The organism is Corynebacterium sp. NPDC104732 (genome assembly GCF_055583565.1).
In genome coordinates this window covers 70,574-96,297 of record NZ_JBVJNS010000001.1, presented here as the reverse complement: position 1 = coordinate 96,297, position 25,724 = coordinate 70,574, and the positions used below count along the sequence as shown (strand labels likewise).

At 60.2% G+C, this 25,724-nt stretch carries 20 protein-coding genes, 1 tRNA gene and 1 riboswitch; of the genes, 15 read left to right on the top strand and 6 right to left on the bottom strand.

All coding sequences use genetic code 11. The features are described from left to right. The first annotated feature begins 16 nt into the window (after positions 1-16). Entirely contained in the window at positions 17-1,471 is a 1,455-nt protein-coding gene (locus tag ACZ6ZO_RS00455) for a DUF5129 domain-containing protein (protein ID WP_182386142.1), read from the top strand. On the opposite strand, the gene metE is transcribed toward ACZ6ZO_RS00455, so the two are convergent. Continuing rightward, positions 1,468-3,723 (bottom strand): 5-methyltetrahydropteroyltriglutamate--homocysteine S-methyltransferase, encoded by a 2,256-nt coding sequence (gene metE, locus ACZ6ZO_RS00450; RefSeq protein WP_465289787.1) that lies wholly within the window; start codon positions 3,721-3,723, stop codon positions 1,468-1,470. The genes ACZ6ZO_RS00455 and metE overlap by 4 nt on opposite strands. A gap of 31 nt (positions 3,724-3,754) precedes the next feature. Next, a riboswitch (cobalamin riboswitch) is annotated at positions 3,755-3,900 on the bottom strand. 429 nt (positions 3,901-4,329) lie between these two features. Beyond that, positions 4,330-4,415 (bottom strand) — tRNA-Leu (locus tag ACZ6ZO_RS00445). A gap of 106 nt (positions 4,416-4,521) precedes the next feature. On the opposite strand from ACZ6ZO_RS00445, the gene ACZ6ZO_RS00440 reads away from it, so the two are divergent. Genes ACZ6ZO_RS00440 through ACZ6ZO_RS00425 form a run of 4 tightly spaced genes read left to right on the top strand, consistent with a single transcriptional unit; the run spans position 4,522 to position 8,796 of the window. Further along, positions 4,522-6,090, top strand: a complete 1,569-nt coding sequence (locus ACZ6ZO_RS00440; protein WP_465289785.1) for an ABC transporter transmembrane domain-containing protein — start codon at positions 4,522-4,524, stop codon at positions 6,088-6,090. Further along, positions 6,091-7,866 carry an ABC transporter ATP-binding protein gene (locus ACZ6ZO_RS00435; RefSeq protein WP_465289783.1) on the top strand — a complete coding sequence of 592 codons (1,776 nt, stop codon included), beginning with the start codon at positions 6,091-6,093 and terminating at the stop codon, positions 7,864-7,866. It abuts the gene before it with no gap. Positions 7,867-7,879: 13 nt separating this feature from the next. Next, positions 7,880-8,416, top strand: coding sequence for a YbhB/YbcL family Raf kinase inhibitor-like protein (locus ACZ6ZO_RS00430; RefSeq protein ID WP_182386138.1), 537 nt, complete (start codon positions 7,880-7,882; stop codon positions 8,414-8,416). Positions 8,417-8,427: 11 nt separating this feature from the next. Then, entirely contained in the window at positions 8,428-8,796 is a 369-nt protein-coding gene (locus ACZ6ZO_RS00425; RefSeq protein ID WP_182386137.1) for a hypothetical protein, read from the top strand. Here the strand turns inward: ACZ6ZO_RS00425 and ACZ6ZO_RS00420 are convergent. The 3 genes from ACZ6ZO_RS00420 to ACZ6ZO_RS00410 are packed head-to-tail and all read right to left on the bottom strand — an operon-like array spanning position 8,793 to position 11,898. Next, the gene (locus ACZ6ZO_RS00420) at positions 8,793-9,887 is read right to left on the bottom strand and encodes a quinone-dependent dihydroorotate dehydrogenase (RefSeq protein WP_182386136.1); all 1,095 of its coding nucleotides are present in this window, start codon (positions 9,885-9,887) and stop codon (positions 8,793-8,795) included. The genes ACZ6ZO_RS00425 and ACZ6ZO_RS00420 overlap by 4 nt on opposite strands. Before the next feature lie 12 nt (positions 9,888-9,899). Beyond that, positions 9,900-10,997 (bottom strand): NHL repeat-containing protein, encoded by a 1,098-nt coding sequence (locus ACZ6ZO_RS00415; RefSeq protein ID WP_182386135.1) that lies wholly within the window; start codon positions 10,995-10,997, stop codon positions 9,900-9,902. 22 nt (positions 10,998-11,019) lie between these two features. Continuing rightward, positions 11,020-11,898, bottom strand: coding sequence for an aldo/keto reductase (locus ACZ6ZO_RS00410; RefSeq protein ID WP_465289780.1), 879 nt, complete (start codon positions 11,896-11,898; stop codon positions 11,020-11,022). Positions 11,899-11,943: 45 nt separating this feature from the next. On the opposite strand from ACZ6ZO_RS00410, the gene ACZ6ZO_RS00405 reads away from it, so the two are divergent. The 10 genes from ACZ6ZO_RS00405 to ACZ6ZO_RS00360 all read left to right on the top strand — a co-directional run bounded on the left by ACZ6ZO_RS00405 (position 11,944) and on the right by ACZ6ZO_RS00360 (position 24,899). Continuing rightward, the gene (locus ACZ6ZO_RS00405) at positions 11,944-12,768 is read left to right on the top strand and encodes an undecaprenyl-diphosphate phosphatase (protein ID WP_208769178.1); all 825 of its coding nucleotides are present in this window, start codon (positions 11,944-11,946) and stop codon (positions 12,766-12,768) included. 39 nt (positions 12,769-12,807) lie between these two features. After that, a complete protein-coding gene (gene mshC / locus ACZ6ZO_RS00400) occupies positions 12,808-14,061 on the top strand; it encodes a cysteine--1-D-myo-inosityl 2-amino-2-deoxy-alpha-D-glucopyranoside ligase (RefSeq protein ID WP_182386133.1) in 1,254 nt (417 codons plus the stop codon). 39 nt (positions 14,062-14,100) lie between these two features. Next, entirely contained in the window at positions 14,101-14,481 is a 381-nt protein-coding gene (locus tag ACZ6ZO_RS00395) for a hypothetical protein (protein WP_465289778.1), read from the top strand. Between the two features lie 17 nt (positions 14,482-14,498). After that, complete coding sequence (gene metH / locus ACZ6ZO_RS00390; protein ID WP_465289776.1) at positions 14,499-18,023, top strand: methionine synthase; 3,525 nt, start codon at positions 14,499-14,501, stop codon at positions 18,021-18,023. Between the two features lie 11 nt (positions 18,024-18,034). Continuing rightward, positions 18,035-18,715, top strand: coding sequence for an HAD family hydrolase (locus ACZ6ZO_RS00385; protein WP_182386130.1), 681 nt, complete (start codon positions 18,035-18,037; stop codon positions 18,713-18,715). Between the two features lie 26 nt (positions 18,716-18,741). Continuing rightward, positions 18,742-19,005, top strand: a complete 264-nt coding sequence (locus ACZ6ZO_RS00380; RefSeq protein WP_182386129.1) for a phosphoribosyl-ATP diphosphatase — start codon at positions 18,742-18,744, stop codon at positions 19,003-19,005. A 9-nt stretch (positions 19,006-19,014) separates the two neighbouring features. Next, entirely contained in the window at positions 19,015-19,860 is an 846-nt protein-coding gene (gene hisG / locus ACZ6ZO_RS00375; protein WP_465289773.1) for an ATP phosphoribosyltransferase, read from the top strand. Between the two features lie 395 nt (positions 19,861-20,255). Next, positions 20,256-21,695 (top strand): aspartate ammonia-lyase, encoded by a 1,440-nt coding sequence (gene aspA, locus ACZ6ZO_RS00370; RefSeq protein WP_465289771.1) that lies wholly within the window; start codon positions 20,256-20,258, stop codon positions 21,693-21,695. Between the two features lie 211 nt (positions 21,696-21,906). Then, positions 21,907-23,220, top strand: a complete 1,314-nt coding sequence (locus ACZ6ZO_RS00365; protein ID WP_182386127.1) for an anaerobic C4-dicarboxylate transporter — start codon at positions 21,907-21,909, stop codon at positions 23,218-23,220. Between the two features lie 59 nt (positions 23,221-23,279). Next, positions 23,280-24,899 carry a formate--tetrahydrofolate ligase gene (locus ACZ6ZO_RS00360; RefSeq protein WP_465289769.1) on the top strand — a complete coding sequence of 540 codons (1,620 nt, stop codon included), beginning with the start codon at positions 23,280-23,282 and terminating at the stop codon, positions 24,897-24,899. Here ACZ6ZO_RS00360 and ACZ6ZO_RS00355 read toward each other — a convergent pair. Next, positions 24,896-25,714, bottom strand: a complete 819-nt coding sequence (locus ACZ6ZO_RS00355) for a RecB family exonuclease (RefSeq protein ID WP_465289767.1) — start codon at positions 25,712-25,714, stop codon at positions 24,896-24,898. The genes ACZ6ZO_RS00360 and ACZ6ZO_RS00355 overlap by 4 nt on opposite strands. Positions 25,715-25,724 lie beyond the last annotated feature (10 nt).

Below are 25,724 nucleotides of genomic sequence, written 5' to 3'. Positions count from 1 at the left end.
AGACTATAGTCGTGGCATGAGCGCATTATCACCGGCAAAGATTGCAGGGGCTGCCCTCGTCGCGGGACTCACACTAGGTACCGGCGCGGGCCTGGCCACGTTCCTATCCATCGACCCACCACAACGCGCTGACTACGCGATATCCGCTCCCACCCAGCGGGGGATAGCGAACACCCAAGTCCACGACCCTGACAATGTGCTGAGCGATGAAGACGAAGCGCGCATGCTGCGGGACGCCGAGCGCATCGAAGCACCCACCACGGTGCAACAACTCCACTACATCGTCTTCGCGCGCAACAAAGACAACGTCAATGACTCCGTCGAGAACTTCCTCCGTGACCACCACCCAGACCTCATCGGTGACGACCATTTCGCCGACGGCACCTTGTTTGTCGGGGTTGGGTTAAATCCGCGACAGGCGTTCGTTTTCGCAGGTGAAGACGTCGCTGATGTGCTCGATCTGCGGTCTGGCAACCACCTCGACGCGGCTGTCAACGCCATCAAGCCAGGAGTGAAGGACGGCAACATCCCTGCCGGGCTGTTCGCTGGGGCTAATGAAGCCTCCGACATTGCTGGCCTCGCCGAGGCTCGCTACGACAATGCTGTCGAGAACCGCGTCGGTGCTGGACTCGGTGCCGGGGTAGGGGTCGGTGGCGTCGCAGCTGCCGTCGTCGGTATCGGAGGGGCCGCACGTCGCAGCCGCGAAATGAAACTGGCCAAGGCCCGCGAAAACCTCGCCTTTATTTCAAAGGAGTACGGCTCCTTGGGGCAGCGCCTTGATGGCATCGACATCCGCGCCAATTCGCTCACCTCACCGCTCGCTCACGCCACGATGCGCGACGAATGGGCAGAGGTTCGCGATCGATTCCTGACCATGCACAGCCAAGTGGACAGCTTCGGCGGTCTCACTGCCTCCGACGAGCCGAAGCAGATCCTCGCCAACGCCGACCGAATCAACACCGCCGCCGAGACCGCACGGCAAGTAGGCACCGCGGAGCAGAACATCGATACAATTTTCCGCATCGAGCACGGCGACGTCGATGTTCGGCAGGTTGAGGCCACAGCCCTACGCTCCGACATTGTCGCAGCTCAAGCCGAGGTTAAGAATACCAACTCCGGGCTGTACCAGAGCCTAAGCCAAGCCCGCGCCACCGCTGACGCACTGGTAGATGAGCCCGCTGCCCCTGACTTCCTGGAGCGATACACCGGGCTGCTGAAGGATTACCAGGCAGCCCTCGCGGTACTAAAGGCTCAGCAGTTTAGCGATGCCAAAGAAGTGGAGCAGCTCCGAGCCCCCAAGGTCTACGAGCGTGACTACCGCCCGGGCTACGGCTACTCGGACTTCGTGCCGTTCTGGGCCATGCAAAGCTGGCACAACAACAACGTCGCTGCGCAGCAGTCCTCGTCGAGCAACACGAACACATCATTCAGCTCTGGGTTTTCCGGGGCAGGGGGCTCGTCTAGTTTCTAAACGCGCGCCTTGTGGGCAGCTTTTACCAGCACCTCTAGGCTGGCAGTCGTCTCCTCCCAGCCTCGGGTTTTGAGGCCACAGTCAGGATTGACCCAGAGCAGTTGGGGATCAATGGAATCGAGTGCTGCCTCTAGCAGTTGATCCACTTCCTCTTGGCGCGGCACACGAGGGGAGTGGATATCCCACACACCCGGACCAATGCCCATGTCAAAGCCGGATTCCTTGAGGGCTTTCAGCACTTGCATACCGTTACGGGCAGCTTCGATACTGGTAACGTCTGCGTCGAGGTCGCTAACTGTATCAATGAGTTCATTGAACTCGGAGTAGCACATGTGGGTGTGTATTTGAATATTGCTCGGTGCATCACCCGTAGCCAGACGGAAACTTCCCACGGCCCACTTAAGGTATGCAGCCTGCTTTTCTTTGCGTAGTGGCAGTAATTCTCGAATAGCCGGTTCATCGACCTGGATGATTACTGCACCCGCTGCAATGAGATCAGCTATTTCATCGCGTAGGGCAAGCGCTACCTGATCAGCGGTATCACCAAGCGGTTGGTCGTCCCGCACAAAGCTCCACGCCAGCATGGTGACCGGGCCGGTGAGCATGCCTTTCACTGGCTTGTCTGTGAGGCTTTGGGCCACATTGTACCACTGAACAGTCATTGGTTCGGTGCGTCGTACATCGCCGTAGATGATCGGAGGACGTACGCATCGGGAACCGTAGCTTTGCACCCAGCCGTGGCTAGTCGCAATATACCCCTGCAGTTGCTCACTAAAATACTGCACCATGTCGTTTCGCTCTGGCTCGCCATGAACTAGGACATCCAGCCCCAGTTTGCTCTGAGCCTCAATCACGGTGGAAATTTCGTCGACCATGGCTTGCTGGTACTCGGCGTCGGTAAGTTCTGCGACACGCCACTGCGCCCGGGCACGCCTAATCTCCTGCGTTTGTGGGAAAGAGCCGATAGTCGTCGTCGGAAGCGGTGGCAAGTCGAGAGTTGCGAGCTGCGTTTGCCGACGCTCCTCCCGCGATGCTCGTTGCCGATCAGCATCCGTTACTGCTGCAATTCGTTCCCGAACCTGAGCATCATGCGTCAACTCCGACTGCGCGCGATCCTGCAATGCCGTTCGCGCCGCTGCAAAAAACTCCGAGACATCTTCGCCCTGCAACGCTGCTGCAAGTGCAGCCACTTCGGCCACCTTTTCTTTACCAAAGGCTAGCCAATCTTGGATCTGCCCAAGATCCTCCTTATCAAGGCTATAAGGGACATGGAGGAGGGAGGCGCTGGTGGACACCGCGACTGGGCCTCGTGCAGCCAGTTGTTTCAGAGTGTCAAGTGCCTCATCAAGATTAGTACGCCACACATTGCGGCCGTCCACCACACCGGCAACCAGGAGTTCCTCACCAGTCCAATGCGGCAGCTCCGCCGAGCCGGCAACAAGATCAACACCGATTGCGGTGACCCCGGTTCCGCTGAGTGTCTCCACAGCCTGATCACCGTCTTCAAAATAGGTTTGAACCAGGATCTTCACTGCGGGCAGGCTACCCCCGAGAGTTTCATAGCCTGCTCGCACCCGGCTAAGCACCGCTGCCGGAAGATCAGTGACCAAAGCTGGCTCATCAATCTGCACCCATTCGACACCACTACCGCCAATACGCTTGAGGAGCTCACGGTAGATAGCGAACAGCTCCTCCAGATGATCAAGCGGATCAGATCCATCGGTGGTACGGGCAAGATTGAGATAGGTTAAAGGACCGATAATCACAGGTCGGACTGCAACGCCGAACTTGTCGATTTGATGCCGGAGATCGGCCAAGAACGCATCATCGTCTAGCGAAAAGACAGTATCAGCAGACAGCTCGGGCACAATGTAGTGGTAGTTAGTATCGAACCACTTAGTTAATGCCGACGCCGGAAAATCTACCGATCCCCGTGCTGTGGCAAAGTAACGATCGATAAAACTAGGCAGCGCGTCTCCTTCGTAATCCGCAATAGTGGATACGCGGTGGGGGAGGACTCCAAGTAGCGCCGTGGTGTCAAGTATCGCGTCATAGAACGATTTACCTGCAAAAGGAACCGCCTCGATTCCCGCAGCAAGCAAGTCAGCCGTGTAGGTGTCTGTGAGTTGCGTCGCCACCTCGGCTAGTTCATCGCCAGAGATTTTCTTGTTCCAGTAGCCTTCAAGGGCTTTTTTCAATTCACGATTAGGGCCAATTCGTGGCACACCAGCAATGGTCGCGTGGAAGGTCATAATTCTCTTGATCCTCGTCAGTCGAATTTGTCGGACAAATAACCCAGCGGCAGGTAATCGGACTTAACACGAAGAGTCTGGGAGACAACCACAGAGTTTTTCGATGCATACCGTTGCGGGACAGCTCCGGATTCTCACCGGATTCCCCTGCTTTTTACCGCACAATCTCCACACGTTCCCTAACAGGGGTGATGTGGCGCATTGTGTTGCAAAACACTGGTGAAGCAAATTAGAACACTAGACAGCTTAGTCTGTCAAATGTGGGGTGCTTGGTTTGCAGATCTACACACAACGGGACCCACATTCAGAGCCAACTATCAGAGTGCGCCTTGTTATGCCGGAAAACCGGGAATGCCATCTCCAACGCAAGATCGATCACCCCCCACAAAACCCGGGAAGCGTTCCCCGGGTTTTGGCGATTTTTCAGGCTTCACACCTGCTATTTCACTGATTTCGGCCCAAGATCCGGGGAATGCTTCCCGGGTTTTAGCAAGAAACTTCGGGGCCATGACGGGTAAAGTGACAACACAAAAGCGCCGCCCGGGCACACATTTTGCTACTTAACGCAAAAACCCCAGTTCCGAAGAACTGGGGTTTTAAAAACTGTGCCCGAGGGGGGACTTGAACCCCCACGTCCATTAGTAGGACACTAGCACCTCAAGCTAGCGCGTCTGCCATTCCGCCACCCGGGCTGGGTGTTTGTCAGCCTCTCGGCTGGGCACTCGTAAACAATAGCCCGACTAGACTTGAATTAACAAATCAGCAGGTTAATTGCACTTTGTGGTAGGTTTGTCTGTCATGTTCACCCATCCGTCGAAAGTGCCGCCACGTATGCGGTCATGGGCGTGGTTTGTTCCGGAGCACCCACCGGAAGCTGCTCCCATTCTGTCTGGCCAACAGCGTGGTTTTCAGGTTGCGTTAACGGCTCTCGGGAGCCACCGCCGGGCCGTTATTGCCCTGGCCATCGCGTGGTTCTCGTCATCGATGATGTCCGCACTGATTTCTCGGATCGTGGGTTTCGCCGTGGACAAGGTGGTACCCTTTGCAGACATCACGCTGCTAGTTTCTTCCGTCACGGCAATCGTGCTCACGATGACGATCATGTTCTTCGTCGACGCAACAGGTGATTCGCTCACCACGCTTTCCATCAGCCGGGTGGCGCACGACATGCGGTTGGAGCTGGTGCAGCGACTCGTGAGGGGACACAGTTCTAAAACCCCGGGCGAGATCCTCAACACTGTTGACGAGGATGCCCAACAGGTGGGGGATGTTAAGCAGATCCTCAACTTCCCGCTAGTGATGGTGGGCTATCTAGCGTCGACCATTATCATCGTCGCGCAGTTTTCGTGGCAGCTCGCATCGCTGATGTTCCTCGGCGGTGTCGGCACTGCGGTTGCAAGCTATTTCACTGGTAAAGCGATCGCGAAGATTTCGCGGTCTCGTCGCGCCGCCGAGGCTGCGTCAATTTCGCTGGCGACGGATTACGCCCAGGGCTCCCGGGTGCTCAAGGGGTTGGGCGCGGTGGAACGAGCCGAGGAAAAATTCACCCAGAAAGCAACGGACGCGCTCAGCCTGATGCTCGACGACGCCCGGATCTTCGCGCTCACCAACTTCCTCCGTCAGCTCATCCCGTTGCTAGCGAACATCGCAGTGTTGGGATGCGCGGGCTGGTTCGCAGTGCGAGGAAGCATCACTCCCGGTGAGTTCTTCACGGTGACGCTGGTAGCACCCCCAGCGCTAACGGTAATGGGTTTTGCATTGGGGTTCCTCACCGACTACTGGGCACGCGCCGTCGCTAGCTCAGGCCGGGTGCTGGAGCTGGCCGAGACCACTGCCATCACCGCGCAGCATGGCGACCTCATCACTCCGACACGCACCGGTCTCGAAGTGTGGCTAACGGACACTCCAGCGGCCCGCGACGCGGCACGGAGCGAGCTCGCCACCATGGCCGCCATCCAAGTGCCACACAGCGCAAACATCTTCGAGGGCACGCTCGCGGACAACATTGATCCGACCGGCTCTGCCACCAAGGTCAAGGAAGCACTCGAGGCCGCGGCCTGCGAGGACATCATCCGACGCCTCGGTGGATTCAGCCCGAATGGTGAGCTGCCGGAAGCTGCGATTGGCGAGGCCGGACTGAACCTGTCTGGCGGCCAGCGCCAACGAGTAGCTCTCGCACGCGTCCTGGCGCTCGACCCCGACGTGCTCGTCCTCGATGACCCAACAACCGGCCTGGACGCCGTCACGTTGGACAACGTCGCCTGCGCCACGAAACAGCTGCGGGAAGGAAAACTCACCATTGTTTTGACCACGTCCCGCGGTTGGGTGAGCGTGGCCGATCGGATCGTGAAGAAAGGGGAGCGATAGATGGCAGATTTCCAGCATCCGGCGTCGTTAAACGAGTGCGGCCGTTATCTCGGCAGCCTCCCGTCCCGCCCGAGGCGCTCCTGGTGGCTGCTGGCCACAGTCGTGTTCGCCGTGACGCTCACCGCCATGATGGGCACCTCCGTGGCGATCGGCAAGCTTGTCGACGCCATCACCGGCCGCTCCTTACCCCTCATCGGGACCGGGACGAACGCATACGTGTGGCTCATGGCGCTCATTGCGCTCGGGCTGACGCTGGAAGCTGCTGGCCGCGCGCTCGCCCAGTGGGTAATGCTCTCTCGCGCCCGACGACTCAGCGTTGACCTGCGCATTTCTGCTATGTCAGCGACGCTGCGGGCACCCATTCCTACCATCATGGAGCTGGGTACCGGCAACGTGATTTCACGGCTGACCAAGGACATTGACACCGCAATCCGCATGGTCAACGCCATTGGCTCGCGGGTGGTCATCACCGCGCTGATGTTCCCCTTCACCTTCGTTTCCCTCGCGTTCGTACATTGGAGCTACTGCATCGCGTTTGTTGGTGTGGGCCTGCTGCTGTATCCCGTCGCGGTACGTAACATCGCGCTGCTTCCAGCTGCCTCAAACAAGGTCGCCGACGCCGACGCAACGCGCAACAACCAGCTGCTGGACACCATCCGTGGCCTGCCGACGCTGCGGGCCCTGGGGCTAGAGGAGTGGGCGCACAACCGCTTGCAGCGTTCCTCGTGGAATGCGGTGAATACCACGGCCGCCCGCGAACCCCTGTTCAATAGGCTGACGATGCACGGAACAGCTGCCTACGCGCTGCTCGTGCTCAGCGGCCTCCTGCTGTCCACGCTCCTGGTCCACCGCGAAGCCTTGACCATCGGGGAGGCAACCACCGCGATGCTGTTGATCTCCCGCATGGAAGTGCACCTGTTCAACGTGATGTATTTCTCCGGCGAGATCCAAAACGCCTTGACCTGCCTGGGGCGCGCGGTAGCCCTGGCTCAGCTGCGCACCACCTCTGAAGCCAGTGACCCCGCACCGATCGACGCCTGCCCTGATGTCGAGATCCGAGACCTCGAATTTTGCTATCCCGGTGGCGCGCCCGTTCTGTCCGACATCACCATCACGTTCCGCGGCGGCACCACCACCGCACTCGTCGGTGCTTCCGGTGCCGGGAAATCCACGCTTGCGGGGCTGATCGCCGGATTGCAACGGCCAACAACCGGCCAGATCCTGGTCGGCGGCGTCGATACGGCCAGCGTCCCCGACAACTGGACCGCCCGCCACGTGGCCCTCATCAGCCAGGAAGTGCACCTGTTCGCCGGCACGCTTGCCGACGACCTCCGCCTCGCCGCCCCAAGTGCCTCCGATTCCCAACTGCTCGAGGCCTTGGAAAAAGTGGGTCTGATTCCAGGAACCACACATTGGCACCGCTGGCTCCCGGCAGGGCTCGATACCAAGGTCGGTGCCGGAGCTGAAGAACTCTCTCCCGAGGTACAGCAGCAGATTTCGCTGGCGCGCATGATCTTGCTCGACCCACCAGTGCTCATTATGGATGAGGCCACCGCCGAAGCCGGCAGTGACAACGCCCGAGCTTTGGAACAGGCAGCCACGAAGGTGGCGCGCGGTCGCACCTCACTCGTGGTGGCGCACCGGCTGGATCAAGCCCGAGTTGCGGATCGGATCATTGTGATGGAGCAGGGCCGGATCATCGAGGACGGCACCCACGACAGCTTGCTCGCGCTGGGTGGAAAATACGCACAGCTGTATGAGAAGTGGGAATCTTAGGTATAAGGGAAGTATGACTTCCTACATTGATTCTCGTTTTCCCGGCCCTGATCCTTACGCACCTCTAGGGGATAAACCCAGCTTCCCCTTGAGCTCCTCCGACTTCGTTGACGGTGGCACCTTCAAACCTGAGCAGCTCGGCGGCAACGATGTCTCGCCTCAGCTGCAGTGGTCTGATCTGCCTGAAGGCACCAAATCTCTCGCCATCACCTGCTTCGACCCAGACGCGCCGACTGCTTCTGGTTTCTGGCACTGGGCAGTATTCAACATCCCCGCCACCGTCACCGAGGTTCCCTCGGGTGCTGGCGATGAAACCCTGGGTGGAATCGAAGGCGTCGTCACCCTCAAGGGTGATTCCGGTAAGCGCGGCTACTACGGTCCCCAGCCACCAGCAGGCCACGCGCCGCACCGCTACCTGTTTGCTGTCCACGCCCTGGATGTGGAGAAGCTCGACATCCCTGAGGATGCTACCCCCACGGTGCTGGGCTTCAATCTGTACTTCCACACCCTCGGGCGCGCTATTACGTGGGGCTGGCACGAAAACCACTAAGATCACCCGCTATGAGTGATCTTCCCGTCGCCATCCGCTTCGGCGGAGCTTTCGTCGCCATCGCCATCGTCTTAGCGATCTTCACCTTCGTGGCTGTGGTCACGGAGGGTTTCCTGGTGCCATTCCAGGTCACACCGCGTTTTCTTCTCATCGTGGTGGCCGGGGCACTCGTCGGAGGCTTTGGCATGGCGGCTCCCGGACAGCCACGCTCCGTATGGAGCGTGTTCGCGCTTGCTGTGGCGCTATTGCTCGTCGTGGGTGGCCGGTTCATTCCAAATGAGCCGCTATATGTGATGGAGCAGTGGTGGTTGCCTGCCTACGCCATCGCAGCCCTGCTGTGTAGCCTGGTCCTACGCCGAGCAGCTATCCCACGTAGCTAGAACTTCTGACAGCCCACGGCCTCGGAGATATTACTGAACCCGTGTTCCCGCAGCCTCGCTGCGATTCCCAGGTGGATGTCGCGGATCCAATCCGGACCACCGTAGATGAACGGGGTGTAGCCCTGCAGCAGCGTTGCACCGGAGGCGATGCGTTTCCAAGCCTCCTCCGGGGTGGTGATGCCACCAACCGAGATCAGCACCAGCTGAGATCCCACCCGCGCGTACAACCGTTGCAGCACCTCCAGGGATCGTGCTGCGACTGGGGCTCCGGAGATACCGCCGGCGCCCATTGCCGTTACCTCAGCAGCTGGCGTCGTTAATCCGTCCCGGGAAATAGTGGTGTTAGTGGCCACGATGCCAGCAAGCCCCAACTCCACCGCGAGGTCAGCGACGGCGTCCACGTCCTCGTCGGACAGGTCCGGCGCGATCTTCACCAGCACAGGAGACGTGGTGGATTCCAGCACCGCGGTCAAGATCGGTCGCAAAGATTCCACCGCTTGCAGGTCCCTTAGCCCCGGGGTGTTTGGGGAGGAGACGTTGACCACCAAGAAATCCGCAAGGTCACCCAGCAGGGACGCGGAAGCGCAATAGTCCGCCACCGCTTCCTCAGCGGGCACAACCTTAGTCTTGCCGATATTGATACCGATGACGTCCTTCGACGACCGCTGCCGCAGCTGCTCTGCAGCAAAAGCGGCGCCACGGTTGTTAAAACCCATCCGGTTCAAAATCGCCTTGTCCGCAGGCAAGCGGAACAGGCGAGGAGTCGGGTTGCCCGGCTGGGCCTGTGCCGTCACGGTCCCGAGTTCGGCGTAACCGAACCCCAGGGGCGCCCAGGCGTCGGCGCAGGTGGCATTCTTATCGAATCCAGCTGCCAACCCCAGTGGACGAGGAAACTCCACCCCGAACACGGTCTGCGCCAGGATCGGGTCATGGACTGGCAGCACTTTGTTCAGCGCGCGATTAACCGGGGTGGCTTTGTGCAACAGCCCGAGTGCCTGCGCCATGAGGATGTGAATGCGTTCGGGGCGCAGGCGGAACATCTGTTTCAGTGCGAAGTTGTAGCCGGCGGTACGCAGCGGGTGAGCGGTCATCGAAAACAGTCCTTAGAGTTGCTTGTCCACGTCGGTGGCCGGGATGTACTGCAGCCCAGCGCCGGAATCGGAAAGTGCGTAGATGTTGCCGTCCGTGTCAATGGTCATGCTACGAACATTGGCCACGGAGTCCACAGCGCCCTGGAGTTCAGGGACGCCAGAGGAGATCTTAAAGGCTTGAATCTTGTTGGTCGCATTCGAAGATACCCAGGCGAGCTTGCGCTTGGCGTCCCACGCCACGGCCCACGGCGAGGGGTCGGTGCTGACGGTCTGGTGCAGCATCAAGATGTCGTCGTCGGTGTAGACGCCCAATTGGTGGCCCAAGGTATCCGAGGCTAGGAACAGGCCTTCTTCGCCTGCGGCGATGGAGCCGACGCCCACTCCCATGCGCAGCGCACCACCCGGACGATTATTGCTAAAGTCCACGCCCTGGATAACGGTCTTTTCCCGTTCGATGAACACCACACCGTCACGGGTGCCAGACACTGCGCTGGAGACCATCTCGTCCGCCTTGCGGGAGGTCGAGATTTTCTTGGAGCCCGATCCACTAAACACCACAACATCCGGTTGGTTCGAACTACCGCCGATCACCTCACCGGTGGTGGTCAGCGCTGCGGAGGTGAACTCCATGTCCGCCCGGCGGGTGTCTTTAAAAGATGGGTTCTTCGCATCGATGAGGTAGATGGTTCCACCGCCCGCGCCGTCCACGGGCTTCGGGCACGGCAGCACGAAGGTATCCCCGGTAACGGAAACGTCGCCGCAGGCCTTGATGATGTCCATCTCCTTGTAAGAGTTGGTCCGCAGCTGGTCGATCGTGCCGATAGCGATTTTCTCCGCGGCACGCACGAGGAAGATGTCACCGGATAGTTCGATGTCGGTGGCTTTATCAAAGGGGGCCTCCAGACGCAGCACTTCACCTGCGGGGTGCTCCGATGCGGGCGACTGCGCCGGGGTAGCACCTCCCAGGGCGCCGGACACCGTTTGATTATTGGCGGCTTGCTCCTGGGCTTGTTTCTGTGGATCTTCCACGCCTGGTGGGGTGCACGAGGTCAACAAGGTGGAAACCACCGCGACGGCGGCGATGAGGGAGCTACGCTGGGATTTCTTCACGCCTAACAAGGTTACCAGAGGGTTACCGAGCCGAAACCTCATCTAGCGCCTCGACGATCGCCGTCGGCAGGACCACCGAGGCTGCACGCAGGACATCTGGCAACTGCGCAGCGTCGCTCACACCTACCAGGGTGGACGATACCCCCGGTCGCCCCTGCGACCAGGCCAGTGCCGCGGTGACCGGAGAGATGCCGAGCCCCGTCGCGGCGGTACCCAACGCTTCCACCACGCGACTGCTGTGCGGATCGAGCCGACCAAACACCGCGGCGTCCGTCGGCTGGGCGCCGTCGCGGTATTTGCCTGTCAGGATCCCGTGCGCGAGGGAGGAACTTGCTATGAAGCCGAGCCCCAAAAACTCCGCGGCGGGCAGCAATTCCTGTTCCGCCGAGCGGTCCAAGAGGTTATATTCGGCCTGAGCGACCACGATCTGTGGGGACGTGGTGACGGCCGCCTGCCACCCCGAATAGCCGCGGACCCCGGCGTAGCGGGCCCGTCCGGAGCGCACCACGGACTCCAAAGTGTCCACTATCTCAGCCGGGGGAGTCAGGCCATCCCAGTACTCCACGCTGAAAATATCGACGTGATCCACCCCAAGCACGGCGAGGGATCGATCCAACGAAGCCAGCAATGACCTGCGGGAACAGTCCACTCGCATCCCTACCGGAGCAGTGGGGTCCACGCCGGCAGCAAGCGACAACACGAGCTCTTCTCGTGGGACTGCCGGCAGCGCCGCGGCGAGTAACGGGAGGGAGGCAGCGTCGACAAGCGTGCCCCCTGCGGACACAAAACCGCGGAGCACATCGCGCGCCTTATCGACGTCCATCCCCGCGTCCCACGTCCGCGTGCCCAAGCCGATGGACGAGATCCGCAGACCGCTTGTCCCAAGTTGCCGTTGTTTCACAGCCCTCAACGATACCGTAGGGTTACTGGCGTGAATACCGAAGCTATGTCATGGTCCCAGACCATTGTGTTGTCCGCCGTCCAAGGCTTGACCGAGTTTTTGCCGGTCAGTTCCTCCGGCCACCTGCGCATCATCTCCTCGTTGTTCTGGGGTGTGGACGCTGGCGCTTCCTTCACCGCTGTGGTGCAGCTGGGGACTGAGGCTGCTGTGCTGGTGTACTTTGCGCGCGATATTTTCACGATCGCGAAGGGGTGGCTCACGGGCCTGTTCAATAAGAACAAGCGGGATTTTGATTACCGGATGGGGTGGATGGTGATCGTCGGTACGTTGCCGGTCGCGATCCTCGGCTACCTGGGCAAGGACCTAATCCGCGATAACCTGCGCAATTTGTGGATCACCGCCACGGTGCTGGTGCTGTTTTCGTTCGTGTTCATCGCGGCGGAGAAGTTCGGTAAGAAGACACGCTCCTTTGATGAGCTCACGATGAAGGACGCCCTGATCATGGGCTGCGCGCAGTGCTTGGCGCTGATTCCGGGCGTGTCGCGCTCGGGTGGCACGGTGTCAGCGGGTCTGTTTACCGGCCTGAATCGTGAGGTAGCGACGCGGTTTTCCTTCCTCCTCGCTATCCCGGCAGTGCTGGCCTCTGGGTTGTTCTCGCTCCCTGACGCGTTTGCTCCGCAGGCTGGTCAGGCTGCCAGTGGGGCGCAGCTGCTGGTGGGAACCGGTATCGCCTTTGTGCTGGGTTATGCATCCATTGCGTGGCTGCTGAAGTTCGTCTCGCATCACTCGTTCTCGTGGTTCGCCGCGTACCGCATCCCTGCGGGTCTGTTGGTGATGGGTCTGCTGGCTGCAGGGGTATTGCAGCCCTAGCTGAAGCGCGCAAACTGGGGCCTCGCTAAAGTTCTAGGTATGCATTCGTGGCCACGTCCTGAAGTTCCCCGTCTTGATCCTGCGCTCGGCGCCCCGGTTCCGCTGGTGTTGTTCGATACCTCCAGCCAGGACTACAACGTCGTGTCTACCCCCGACGGTCGCGCCGGCATGTACGTGTGTGGCATCACTCCTTATGACGCCACGCACCTCGGCCATGCGGCCACCTACCTCGCCTTCGATTTGGCGTACCGGCAGCTGCTGGACAACGGGGTAGAGGTGACCTACGTCCAGAACATCACCGATGTGGACGATCCGTTGTTTGAACGCGCCGAGCGCGACGGGGTGGACTGGCAGGAGCTGGGTACCAGCCAAATCGATCTGTTCCGTTCCGATATGGAGCAACTGGAGGTGCTGCCCCCGCAGCATTACGTAGGCGTCATGGACGCGGTAGATGAAGTGATCGCGATGGTGCAGGGACTACTGGACAACGGTTCTGCTTACCAGATCGAAGGCGACGAGTACCCAGACGTGTACGCGTCGATTCATGCCACGGAGCAGTTCGGTTACGAATCGAACTATGACCGCGCCACGATGGAAAAGTTCTTTGCAGAACGTGGCGGAGATCCGGAACGGCCCGGCAAGCGGGATCCGCTGGATGCGCTAATTTGGCGGGCGGCCCGGCCGGGGGAGCCGTCGTGGGATGCGCCGTTTGGCGCTGGCCGACCCGGCTGGCACATCGAGTGTTCGGCGATCGCCACGAACCGACTGGGCCCTACCTTTGCCATCCAGGGTGGCGGCAGTGACTTGATCTTCCCGCATCACGAGTTTTCCGCGGCCCACGCGGAGGCACTGCACGGCGTGCACCGGATGGCGGAGACCTATGTGCACACAGGCATGATGTCTCTCAACGGCGTGAAGATGTCGAAGTCCCTGGGCAACCTGGTGTTCGTATCGAAGCTCACGGCCGCTGGCCACGATCCGAGCGCGATCCGCCTGGGTGTCTTCGCGCACCACTATCGCAGCGACCGCGATTGGTCCGATGCAGGGCTCACCACTGCCACCCTGCGTCTTGAGCGGTGGCGCAGCGCCGTGCAGCGTGCTACCGACCTGACCACGGCCCGGGCATTGGTTGCCGAACTACGCAGCGCGCTTGCCGACGACCTGGACACCCCACGCGCATTGTCTGCCGTTGATGCGTGGGCGTTGAGCGTGGCCGACGAGGACGTTGCAGAGTCAGAAGCTGGCCAGATTGTGCGTACCGCTGTCCATGCCCTGCTCGGGGTACGCCTGTAGCACAAGCGCGCACACGGTTTTTAGGAGAGAATGAGGACCATGACTATTCGTACGCAGTTTCAGTCCGATGTTGATGAGTTTATTTCCGATTTGCAGGAGTTCGCTTCCGGCTCCTACCTGAGAGAAGAAGAACGCGAGTTCTGGGATCAGCCGTTTGATCCTGCTGTGCTGCCACAGCTGCGAGAGATCCTGGAAGCGTTCTTGGATGGCCTCGATGCGCTTCCGGAAGGTGCAGAGGTTGACGCGGTGAATCAGCTGGTGGGAACCACGATTACCGCAATCGACGAGTTCAATGCTCGACACGCGGATGCGGTGGTGGAGCCGGAGGAGCGCGAGGAGCTCAATGCGCTGTTTAAGAAGGCCGTTGCTGCTTCCGCTGCATCTAATGAGGCCCTGTCTTCACTTCCAGAACTGGAATAGTCTAAGCTGTCTAGTTTATGAAGACTAGTACAGCTTTCCTCGATGCCTTGTCCACCCGAATTCTGGTGGGCGACGGTGCCATGGGCACCCAGCTCCAGGGCTTCGATATGTCCGTGGACAGCGATTTCCTCGGACTGGAAGGCTGCAACGAGATCCTCAATGTCACCCGGCCCGACATCGTCGCCAGCATCCACCGGTCGTACTATGAAGCCGGCGCCGACTTCGTCGAAACCAATACCTTCGGGTGTAACCTCCCCAACCTCGCCGACTATGACATCGCCGACCGCTGCGAGGAACTCGCCTACGCTGGTGCCCGCATCGCCCGCGAGGTAGCCGACACCTTTGAGGGCAAGTTCGTCGTCGGTGCGCTCGGCCCGGGCACGAAGCTGCCATCCCTCGGGCACGCGCTATTCGATGCCCTCAGCGAACACTACTACCTGGCCGCCAAGGGCCTCATCCGCGGCGGCTCCGACGCGATCCTCATCGAAACCGCCCAGGACCTGCTGCAGGTCAAGTCGACTGTCCTCGCGTGCCAGCGCGCCTTCGAAGAACTTGAGGTCACCCTTCCCATCATGGTGCACGTCACCGTGGAAACCACCGGCACAATGCTGCTCGGCTCCGAAATCGGGGCCGCCCTCACTGCTCTGGAACGCCTCGGAATTTCCTCCATCGGCCTGAACTGCGCCACCGGCCCCGCCGAAATGAGCGAACACCTGCGTTACCTCTCCCAACACGCCTCCGTTCCGGTCACCGTTATGCCGAACGCCGGCCTACCCGTACTCGGTAAAGACGGTGCGGTCTACCCGCTGACTGCCCCCGAACTTGAAGAGGCTCTCGTGAGCTTTATCCGGGAATACGGCCTGCGGATGGTCGGCGGCTGCTGTGGCACGACTCCGGAGCACATTAGGCTCCTGGCTAACGCCGTCGAAAAGCTGGAAGCCCCACTGCCAGACCGCGAGCCGGAAGACTACGTTTCCTCCCTCTACCAGGCCATTCCACTTAAACAAGACACCGGCATCACCATGATCGGCGAGCGCACCAACGCCAACGGCTCCAAGGCGTTCCGTGAAGCGATGCTCGCCGGGGACTGGGAAAAGTGCATCGACATTGCCAAAGGGCAGACCCGCGACGGCGCGCATATGCTCGACGTGTGCGTCGACTACGTGGGACGCGACGGCCGCGACGACATGCACCAGCTGGCCTCCCGCCTCGCTACAGCCACCACGTTGCCCATCATGCTCGACTCGACTGAACCTGCTGTGCTGGAAGCCGGCCTGAAGGTACTCGGTGGTCGCTGCGCGCTGAACTCCGTGAACTTCGAAGATGGCGACGGCCCGGACTCCCGCTACCAACGGATCATGCGCCTAGCCAAACAGCACGGGGCCGCAGTGGTGGCGCTGACCATCGATGAATCCGGACAGGCCCGCACCGCCGACCACAAGGTGGCCGTGGCTGAGCGCCTCATCGCCGACATCACGCAAAACTGGGGCTTCCAGGAGCAGGACATCATCGTCGACTGCCTCACCTTCCCAATCTCCACCGGCCAGGAAGAGACCCGACGCGACGGCATCGAAACCATCGAGGCCATCAAGCGCCTCAAAGCAGCGCATCCGAAGGTACACACCACCCTCGGCCTGTCCAACATTTCCTTCGGGCTAAACCCAGCCGCCCGCCAGGTGCTCAACTCCGTGTTCCTCAACGAATGCATCGAAGCCGGCCTGGATACTGCGATCGCGCACAGCTCCAAGATCATCCCGATGAACCGCATCGACGAGCGCCAGCGCGAAGTAGCGCTAGACATGGTGTACGACCGCCGCACCGACACCTACGACCCACTGCAGGTGTTCATGGAGCTCTTCGAAGGCGTCGACGCCTCCAGCGCCAAGGACGCCCGGGCCGAAGCGCTCGCCGCTATGCCGCTCTTTGAGCGCCTTGCGCAGCGCATTATCGACGGCGAGAAGCAGGGAATCGAAGCCGACCTCGACCTCGCGATGGCTGAGAAGGGCCCCATCGAGATCATCAACCAAGACCTCCTCTCAGGCATGAAGACGGTGGGTGATCTCTTCGGCTCCGGCCAAATGCAGCTGCCGTTCGTGCTCCAGTCCGCCGAAACCATGAAAACGGCAGTGGCCTACCTGGAGGGATTCATGGAGGCCACCGACTCCACCGGATCCAAGGGCAAACTCGTCATCGCCACCGTCAAAGGCGACGTCCACGATATCGGCAAAAACTTGGTGGACATTATCTTGTCCAACAACGGCTACGAAGTGGTCAATCTCGGGATTAAGCAGCCCATCCGCGACATCGCTGAGGCCGCCGAAAAACACGGCGCCGATGTCATCGGCATGTCCGGTCTGCTGGTGAAATCCACCGTGGTGATGAAGGAAAACCTGCAAGAGCTTAATGCCGCTGGACTGTCCAAGTATCCGGTTCTCCTCGGCGGCGCGGCCCTGACCCGCACCTATGTGGAAAACGACCTGGATGAGATCTACGAGGGCAGCGTCTACTACGCCAAAGACGCCTTCGAGGGTTTGACCCTCATGGACAACGTGATGGCGCTGAAGAATGGGTCGCAATCCCCGGAGCAGATCGCCGCTGCCGAGGCGGCCGAAAAGAAGAAGGCCGAGCGCAAAGCCCGTCGCGAGCGTTCACTGCGCATCGCCGAGGAGCGCAAAGCGACCGCCGAACCGGTGGTGCTGCCGGAACGCTCTGACGTTGCCGTCGATGTGCCACGCGCCACGCCGCCGTTCTGGGGTACCCGCATCCTTAAGGGCATCACCTTGGCAGACTTCCTGCCGATGCTCGATGAGCGCGCCTTGTTCATGGGGCAGTGGGGACTTAAACCCGCCAAGGGTTCCGACGACACCTTCGAAGACCTGGTGGAACGCGAAGGCCGCCCACGGCTGCGCATGTGGCTCGACCGCCTCAAGTCCGAGGGAATTTTGGACCACGCCGCAGCGGTGTACGGGTATTTCCCGGCGCACGCGGAGGGCGAATCCATCATCGTGCACATTGAACCTTCGCTCGACGCTCCGGAACTCACCCGGTTTGATTTCCCGCGCCAGCAGCGGGGTCGCTTCCTGTCCATTCCAGACTTTATCGCCCCGGATCGGATCGACGTGCTGCCATTCCAGCTGGTCACCATGGGCCAGCCCATCGCAGACTTTGCCAACGAGCTGTTTGCCGCCAACGAATACCGCGACTACCTAGAGGTCCACGGCCTGGGCGTGCAGCTCACCGAAGCCATGGCGGAGTGGCTACACAGCCGGATCCGCGCCGAGCTCACACTCTCCGACGGTACGAATGTCGGCCAGCAGGATGCCGAGGATCCCCGTCGCTTCTTCGATCTGGATTACTCCGGCGCGCGGTACTCCTTCGGTTATGGTTCCTGCCCGGACTTGGAGTCCCGCCGTGGCTTGGTGGAGTTGTTGCAGCCAGAGCGCATCGGCGTGTCGTTGTCTGAGGAATTGCAGCTGCACCCCGAGCAATCCACGGATGCGTTCGTGCTGTACCACCCGGAGGCTAAGTACTTTAACGTCTAAGCTTGGGGTTCATGTACCAAGCAATTTTGTGGGATATGGACGGCACCCTCGTCGATTCCGAACCGTTGTGGGGGATCGCCACCTATGAGATGAGCGAATCGATGGGGCGTCGCCTCACCCCGGAGCTGCGCGCCCGCACCGTTGGCGGCACCTTTGCCAACACGCTGGCGATCTGCGCCGAGCATGCCGGGGTGAGCGTCAGCGATGCTGATTACGAACGCTACCGCAGCGCTATGTTCACCCGCGTCCAGGAGCTGTTTGATACCCGACTTGAACTGCGGGACGGGGTTGCTGAGTTACTCGGCTCCTTGAAAGCAGCAGGCACCCCGATGATGCTGGTCACCAACACCAACCGGGTGCTCGCAGCCCCCGCGATCGATGCGATCGGCCGGGAGTTGTTCACCAGCACCATCTGTGGCAATGAGGTTTCTGCGGGCAAGCCTGACCCGGAGATCTATCTCACTGCGGCGGCCCGCCTCGGAGTGGACGCGCAGCAGTGCCTGGTATTTGAGGATTCCCAGGCTGGCATGCTGGCCGCCCGGGATGCGGGCTGCCGCGTCGTTGGGCTGCCAGAGCACGGCCCGGTGCCAGACGGCGTCCTGGATATGCGCGCACAGCACGGAAGTACCTCCTTTATAGGGGTAACTCCACAGCTTTGTGGCGCGTGGTTTAGGGCCTGTGCACGACACTAAGCATTGCTTGTGAAACAATAGGCCCCGTGAAGAATTTTGACTCGCTGTACGCTGAACTTCGAACCCGCGCCCAGGAACGCCCAGAGGGCTCCGGCACTGTCGCTGCTTTGGATAAGGGCGTCCATCATCTGGGTAAGAAGATCATCGAAGAAGCGGGCGAAGTCTGGATTGCAGCGGAATACCAGTCCGACGAGGAGCTTGCGGAAGAAATGTCTCAGCTCATCTACTGGACCCAGGTCATGATGGTGGCCCGAGGCCTGGAACCAGCAGACATCTACAAGTACCTCTAAGGATTTCTCATGCTCAAAGTTGCTGTACCGAATAAAGGCTCGTTGTCTGAGCGCGCCGTCGCTATTTTGCAGGAAGCTGGCTACGAGCGTCGGCAAGATCCTAAAGCCCTGACGGTGCTCGATCAGACGAACAAGGTGGAGTTTTTCTTCCTCCGTCCGAAAGACATCGCGATTTACGTTGCCAAGGGGCACCTGGACCTGGGGATCACCGGTCGTGACCTGGCCGCGGATTCCATGGCCAAGGTGGAGGAAGTGATGCCGCTGGGCTTCGGCGCTTCGACGTTCCGCTACGCCGGTCCGCGGGAGGCCAATTACACGGTGGATTCCTTGGAAGGGCTGCGTATTGCGACGTCGTACCCCAACCTGGTGCGCGAGGATCTCAAGGCTCGTGGGGTGTCCGCTGAGGTTATCCGCCTTGACGGCGCCGTGGAGATTTCCATCAAGCTGGGTGTCGCTGATGCGATTGCGGACGTCGTGTCCACCGGTCGGACGCTGCGCAAGCAGGGGCTGGCGCCGTTCGGCCCAGTGATTTGCGACAGCGAGGCCGTCGTCGTGGCGCGGCAGGGCATTGAGCTTCGCGACGCCCACCGCGTGTTCCTGCGCCGCATGGAGGGCATTTTGCACGCCCAGAATTTCCTCATGCTGGACTATAACATTCAGCGGGATTTGCTGGCGGAAGCAACCACGATCACTCCGGGCCTGTCCGGGCCGACGGTATCCCCGTTGGCACACGAGGATTGGGTTGCAGTGCGCGCTATGGTGCCATTCAAGGAAGCAAACCAAATCATGGACCGACTGTCCGTTTTGGGTGCCAAGGCGATTTTGGCTTCCGAGATCAGGATTGCCCGAATGTAGGTGTTTAATCTCCCCACTAATTGGGGGAGTAGGCCCGTGGGAGGACATCTTCTTCCCTCGGGTTATTTTTATTTCTCCACGTAAAGCAGCGCTTCACAGCCCGCTGACCTGCATTGTTGAACAACCGTCAAGAAGGTAATGAAAACAAATAGATAGGGGTAAAAGTTCCCCACCTAAAACGTGCATAATGCCACATCCGAAAATGCCCACTTTGTTGGAAAAACCCTTGGCTTGAAAACATGCGCTCGGTACAATGCGTTATTGAATCAATTGCCCAATCCAATTATTTGGCTCACTGCAGACAGGAGCGGCGAGCCATCAGAGATTACTCAAGGCGCTTGTTGGAGATACCAACACACCTTTAGGCCACATGTGGCGAAAAGGAGAGCAACACCGTGACTGATCCAACCTTCACCCAAGGGACCCGAACCGAAGAGGACCTGCTCGGAACCATGGAAGTTCCAAACGACTGTTACTACGGCATCCACACCCTCCGCGCGGTCCAGAACTTCAACATTTCCGGCAAGACACACAATGAAGTGCCGGACTTCATTCGTGGCATGGTTCAGGTCAAGAAGGCCACCGCTATGGCCAACCGTGCCTGCAAGACCCTGCCAAAGGACAAGTACGAAGCCATCGTCTGGGCCTGCGACCAAATCCTCGAAGAGGGTCGCTGCATGGACCAGTTCCCCACGGATTCCTTCCAAGGTGGCGCCGGCACGTCCATGAACATGAATACCAACGAGGTTGTCGCTAACCTTGCGCTGGAGCACATGGGCAAGCCAAAGGGCTCGTACCACGACCTCAACCCAAACGACGACGTCAACATGGCACAGTCCACCAACGACGCCTACCCAACCGGCCTCAAGCTCGGCATTTACCACGCTGCGGTCGGCTACATTGAGGAACTGCGCAACCTTGCCGACGCCTTCCTCGCCAAGGGTAAGGAGTTCTCCCATGTCCTCAAGATGGGTCGCACCCAGCTCCAAGACGCTGTCCCAATGACCTTGGGTGGGGAGTTTGAAGCCTTCGGCCACGGCCTCCACGAAGAAGCCGACTTCCTCGAGGAAGCCATCAAGATTCTGCTCACCACCAACCTCGGCGCCACCGCAATCGGTACCGGCCTGAACACCCCAGACGGTTTCCAGGACGCCATCGTCAAGGCCCTCGCAGAGGTCACCGGTTTGGACATCAAGGGCGCACCAGACCTTCTGGTGGCAACCTACGACAACTCCTGCTACATGCACGCCCATGCGGCAGTGAAGCAGTCTGCCATGAACCTGTCCAAGATCTGTAACGACCTGCGCCTGCTTTCCTCCGGCCCACGCGCTGGTCTGAAGGAGATCAACCTGCCAGAAATGCAAGCAGGTTCCTCGATCATGCCGGCCAAGGTCAACCCAGTGATTCCTGAGGTTGTCAACCAGGTCTGCTTCAAGGTCTTCGGCAATGACATGTGCGTCCTCATGGCCGCTGAGGCTGGCCAGCTGCAGCTGAACGTGATGGAGCCAGCACTGGCACAGGCAATCTTCGAGTCCCTGTCGCTGCTGACCAACGCTGTCGTTACGCTGCGTGAGAAGTGCGTCGTCGGCATCACCGCCAACGAAGAGATCTGTGCCGACTTTGTGCACAACTCCATCGGCATCATCACCTACCTCAACCCATTCATCGGCCACCTGAACGGCGACAAGATCGGTAAGGAAGCCGCCGCCACCGGCCGCTCGGTCCGCGAGCTGGTGCTGGAGAAGGGCCTGATGGATGAAGAGAAGCTGAATGAAGTTCTCTCCGTTGAGAACCTCATGAAGCCTGTTTACCGTGGCAAGCTGTACGAAGACTAACGCTTCGTACTCGGGTGGCCGATAATCGGTGCCCGCCTTGGGTAGCGCCCCCGATAGGCCTGCGCAGAGCCTATCGGGGAGCGTATCCGAGAAAACCCCCAAGACTTTTTTTCACAACTGAATATGCAGTGAAACTACATAATCCCGAGTTTCACACGGGCAAGATAACCTCCTTTTCGTGCGAAACTCTAGTATCCCAAGGGAAAGAACTGTGTTACTCGCACTACACATCATCATCGTGCTCGCCGCGATCTTCCTCGGTGCGCGACTGGGTTCCATCGCCATCGGCTTCGCCGGCGGCGCAGGTGTGCTCCTGCTCGGGCTCACCGGACTCACCGTCACCATCAAGGACATTCCGTTCGACGTCATCGGCATCATCATGGCCGTCATCGCCGCTATCGCCGCGATGCAGAAAGCCGGTGGCCTTGACTACCTCGTTTATCTCGCAGAGAAGGCACTGCGTAAAAACCCGAAGCAAATCACGATCTGGGCCCCAATTGTCACTTGGCTCATGACGGTTTTCTGCGGCACCGGCCATACCGCATTCTCCACGCTGCCAGTTATTGCTGAGGTGGCAAAGGAGGGTGGCGTTCGCCCCTCTCGTCCGCTATCCATCGCCGTCGTTGCCTCTCAGATGGCTATCACCGCGTCACCTATTTCCGCAGCTGTCGTTTTCATGACGGGCATCATGGAAAAGGAACACGGCGTCGGTTACCTGTCCATGCTGGCCGTGTTTATTCTGTCCACCTTCCTGGCCATCATCCTCACCGCCTTCGTCACGAACTTCCTGGGTAAGGATCTGAAAGATGATCCGGTCTACCAGGAACGCCTAGCCAACGGCACAGTAAAGCCACCACAGGGCATGCACGCCTACGAGCCCGTCAAGGGAGCCAAGGCCTCCGTGGTCATCTTCTTGATCGCCATCTTGGTGGTCATGTTCTACGCCACCGCTATCTCCGACCAGGTCGGCCTGATCAAGGAACCTACCGTTCCTCGTAACGAAGCCATCATGGCCATCATGATGGGCGCTGCCACCGTCATCACCATGGTGTGCAAGCTCAAGGCTGACACGATCCTGCAGACCTCCGTGTTCCGCTCTGGCATGTCCGCCTGCGTCTGTGTGTTGGGTGTGGCTTGGCTCGGCACCACGCTAATCAACGGCTACATCGATCAGATCAAGGCGCTGTCCAGCGACGTTCTGAACCAGTTCCCATGGATGCTCGCAGTGGTCCTGTTCTTCGCCGCCGCACTGCTGTACTCGCAGGCCGCTACCGCCAAGGCACTCATTCCGGCAGCCCTCGCTGTGGGTGTTTCTCCATTGGTCGCCATCGCATCCTTCGCTGCGGTGTCCGCGCTATTCATCCTGCCTACCTACCCAACGCTGCTGGCCGCGGTGGAGATGGACGATACTGGCTCGACGCGCATCGGCAAGTTCGTGTTCAACCACTCCTTCATCATCCCGGGCACGTTGTGCATCGCCCTGGCTGTTGCGTTCGGCTTCCTGTTCGGTAGCTTCATGCTGTAGCCCCTACTTTCTGCGCAAAGACCACCCTTCGGGGTGGTCTTTTCATTAAATTGGTGGATATGACGCAACCACAAGATTTCGAGATCGCGAGTGCTCACACCCTGGAGCCCATTGCGACGATCGCCGAGCGGGCCGGAATCCCCACCGAGCACGTCATCGGATACGGCCGGGGAAAAGCCAAAATTGATGTAGCTGCCCTTCCTGACCGAGAGCGCACCGGAAAATTAGTGCTGGTCACCGCCATGTCGCCCACGCCGGCGGGGGAGGGGAAGTCCACGGTACTGATCGGGCTTGCCGACGCCATCCGCGCTGCCGGGCACCGCACCATCGTCGCGATCCGCGAGCCGTCCCAAGGCCCCGTCATGGGTATTAAAGGCGGGGCAGCCGGTGGCGGTTACGCCCAGATCGTGCCGATGGAGGATATCAACCTGCACTTCACGGGCGATCTCCATGCGATTGCCGCGGCGAACAATACCCTTGCGGCAATGATCGATAACCACATTCACCAGGGAAATCAGCTCCGCATTGACCCGCGCCGCGTGACCTGGCGCCGCTGCCTCGACGTCAATGACCGCAGCCTCCGCGGCATCGTCACTGGCCTCGGCGGGCCTGGCCAAGGCGTTCCGCGGGAAAGCGGCTTCGATATCACGGCGGCCTCCGAAATCATGGCCATCTTGTGCCTGGCCACCGACCTTGCTGACCTCAAGGCTCGCCTGAGCCGCATCGTCGTCGGCCAGACCTTCGACCAGGAGCCGGTCACCGCCGAGCAGCTGGGGGCGGCGGGTGCGCTCACCGCACTGCTTCGCGACGCCATCAACCCGAATCTGGTCCAGACCTTGGGCGGAACCCCCGCAATCGTCCATGGCGGTCCCTTCGCCAATATCGCGCACGGCTGCAACTCGCTGATCGCTACCGATACTGCTCTGCGGTACGCCGACGTGGTGCTCACTGAGGCAGGGTTCGGCTCCGATCTCGGCGCAGAGAAGTTTTTCGACATCAAGGCCCGAGCAGGTGACCTCGACGTCGCCTCCGTGGTGGTCGTCGCCACAGTCCGCGCACTGAAATACAACGGTGGCTTCGAGAATCTGGAACGCCATGTAGCCAACGTTCGCAAGTTTGGTGCCCGACCCGTGGTAGCCCTCAACCACTTCATCACCGACACCGAAGACGAGGTCAATGAGGTCATTGAATGGGGTCGTCGCCACGACGTGGCCGTGGTGCTCACCACCGTCTGGGCTGATGGTGGGGAAGGGGCAACTGAGTTGGCACGGGTGGTGCTGGACGAGGGCGTCGATAAGCCTGCGCACACGCAGCCACTCTATGACCCCGCCGACGGCGTCCTTTCCTCCATCGAGACGATCGCGCGGGAGATCTATGGGGCGGATGCGGTGCAGCTTAGCGTCAACGCCCAAAAAGACCTCAAATACCTGCAGCAACAGGGTTGGGACACGCTTCCCGTGTGTATTTCCAAAACCCAGTACTCCTTCTCCGATGACCCCACTGCGCTCGGCGCCCCAACGGGGCACACCCTGCACGTGCGCAAATTCATTCCCCGCATAGGTGCCGGGTTCATCGTCGCACTCACCGGCGACGTCATGACCATGCCGGGCCTACCCAAGTTCCCTGCCGCGGAAGGAATCGACGTCACCCCCAGCGGAGAGATCACCGGATTGTTCTAGTCTGCGGTGCTACCCGGCCACCCCGGGTAGTCCGGAGGCGTGCCACCAAAAGCCGGACAGATCGGCTGATGATGGCACCAACCGCACAGCTTTGAGGTCTTCGGGCGGAACGTCCCTTCCTTGCCGTCGCCTTCGATCTTGGCCCACAATTCACCTAGGTCACGCTCGAAATACTCCAGTTCATCCCGGGATGGAGTGAGGATCATCGAATCCATCACCTTCAGATACATCAGGCGCAGCTGGGTGGGGATCTGATCGAATAGCCGCCAATACACCAGCGCGTAGAACCGCATCTGGAACTGCGCGGCCTGGGAATACTGGGGGAGCGGTTTCTTACCCGTCTTGTAGTCCACCACACGGACCTCGCCGGTAGGAGCGATATCTACCCGGTCGATGAAGCCACGCACCGGCACCCCATTGGGCAGCACCTCATCAACGTACATCTCACACTCGTGTGCATCGAAGCCCTGCGGGTTTTCCATCTCGAAGTAGCCACGCAGGAGAGTGCGGGACTCCACCAGGAAGTCATACAGCTGATCGTCGGGGACCAGCTGCTCCAGCTCGGCATCCTCGGCACACATGCGCGCCCAATGCGGCTTGAGGCGTTTCACCGCGGCCGGGTAGGTGCGCTGCTCGCGCGGAAGCTTGTGCATTTCTTCCAACACCGCATGCACCAACGTCCCCTTGACCTGCGCAACCGTGCTCGGTTCCGGAAGCCGATCGATCGCCCGGAAGCGATAGAGCAGTGGACACTGCTGGTAATCCGAAGCACGAGAGGGGGACAGGGCGAGGGGACGAGGTTTCTTTGCAGCCATGATGGCTACA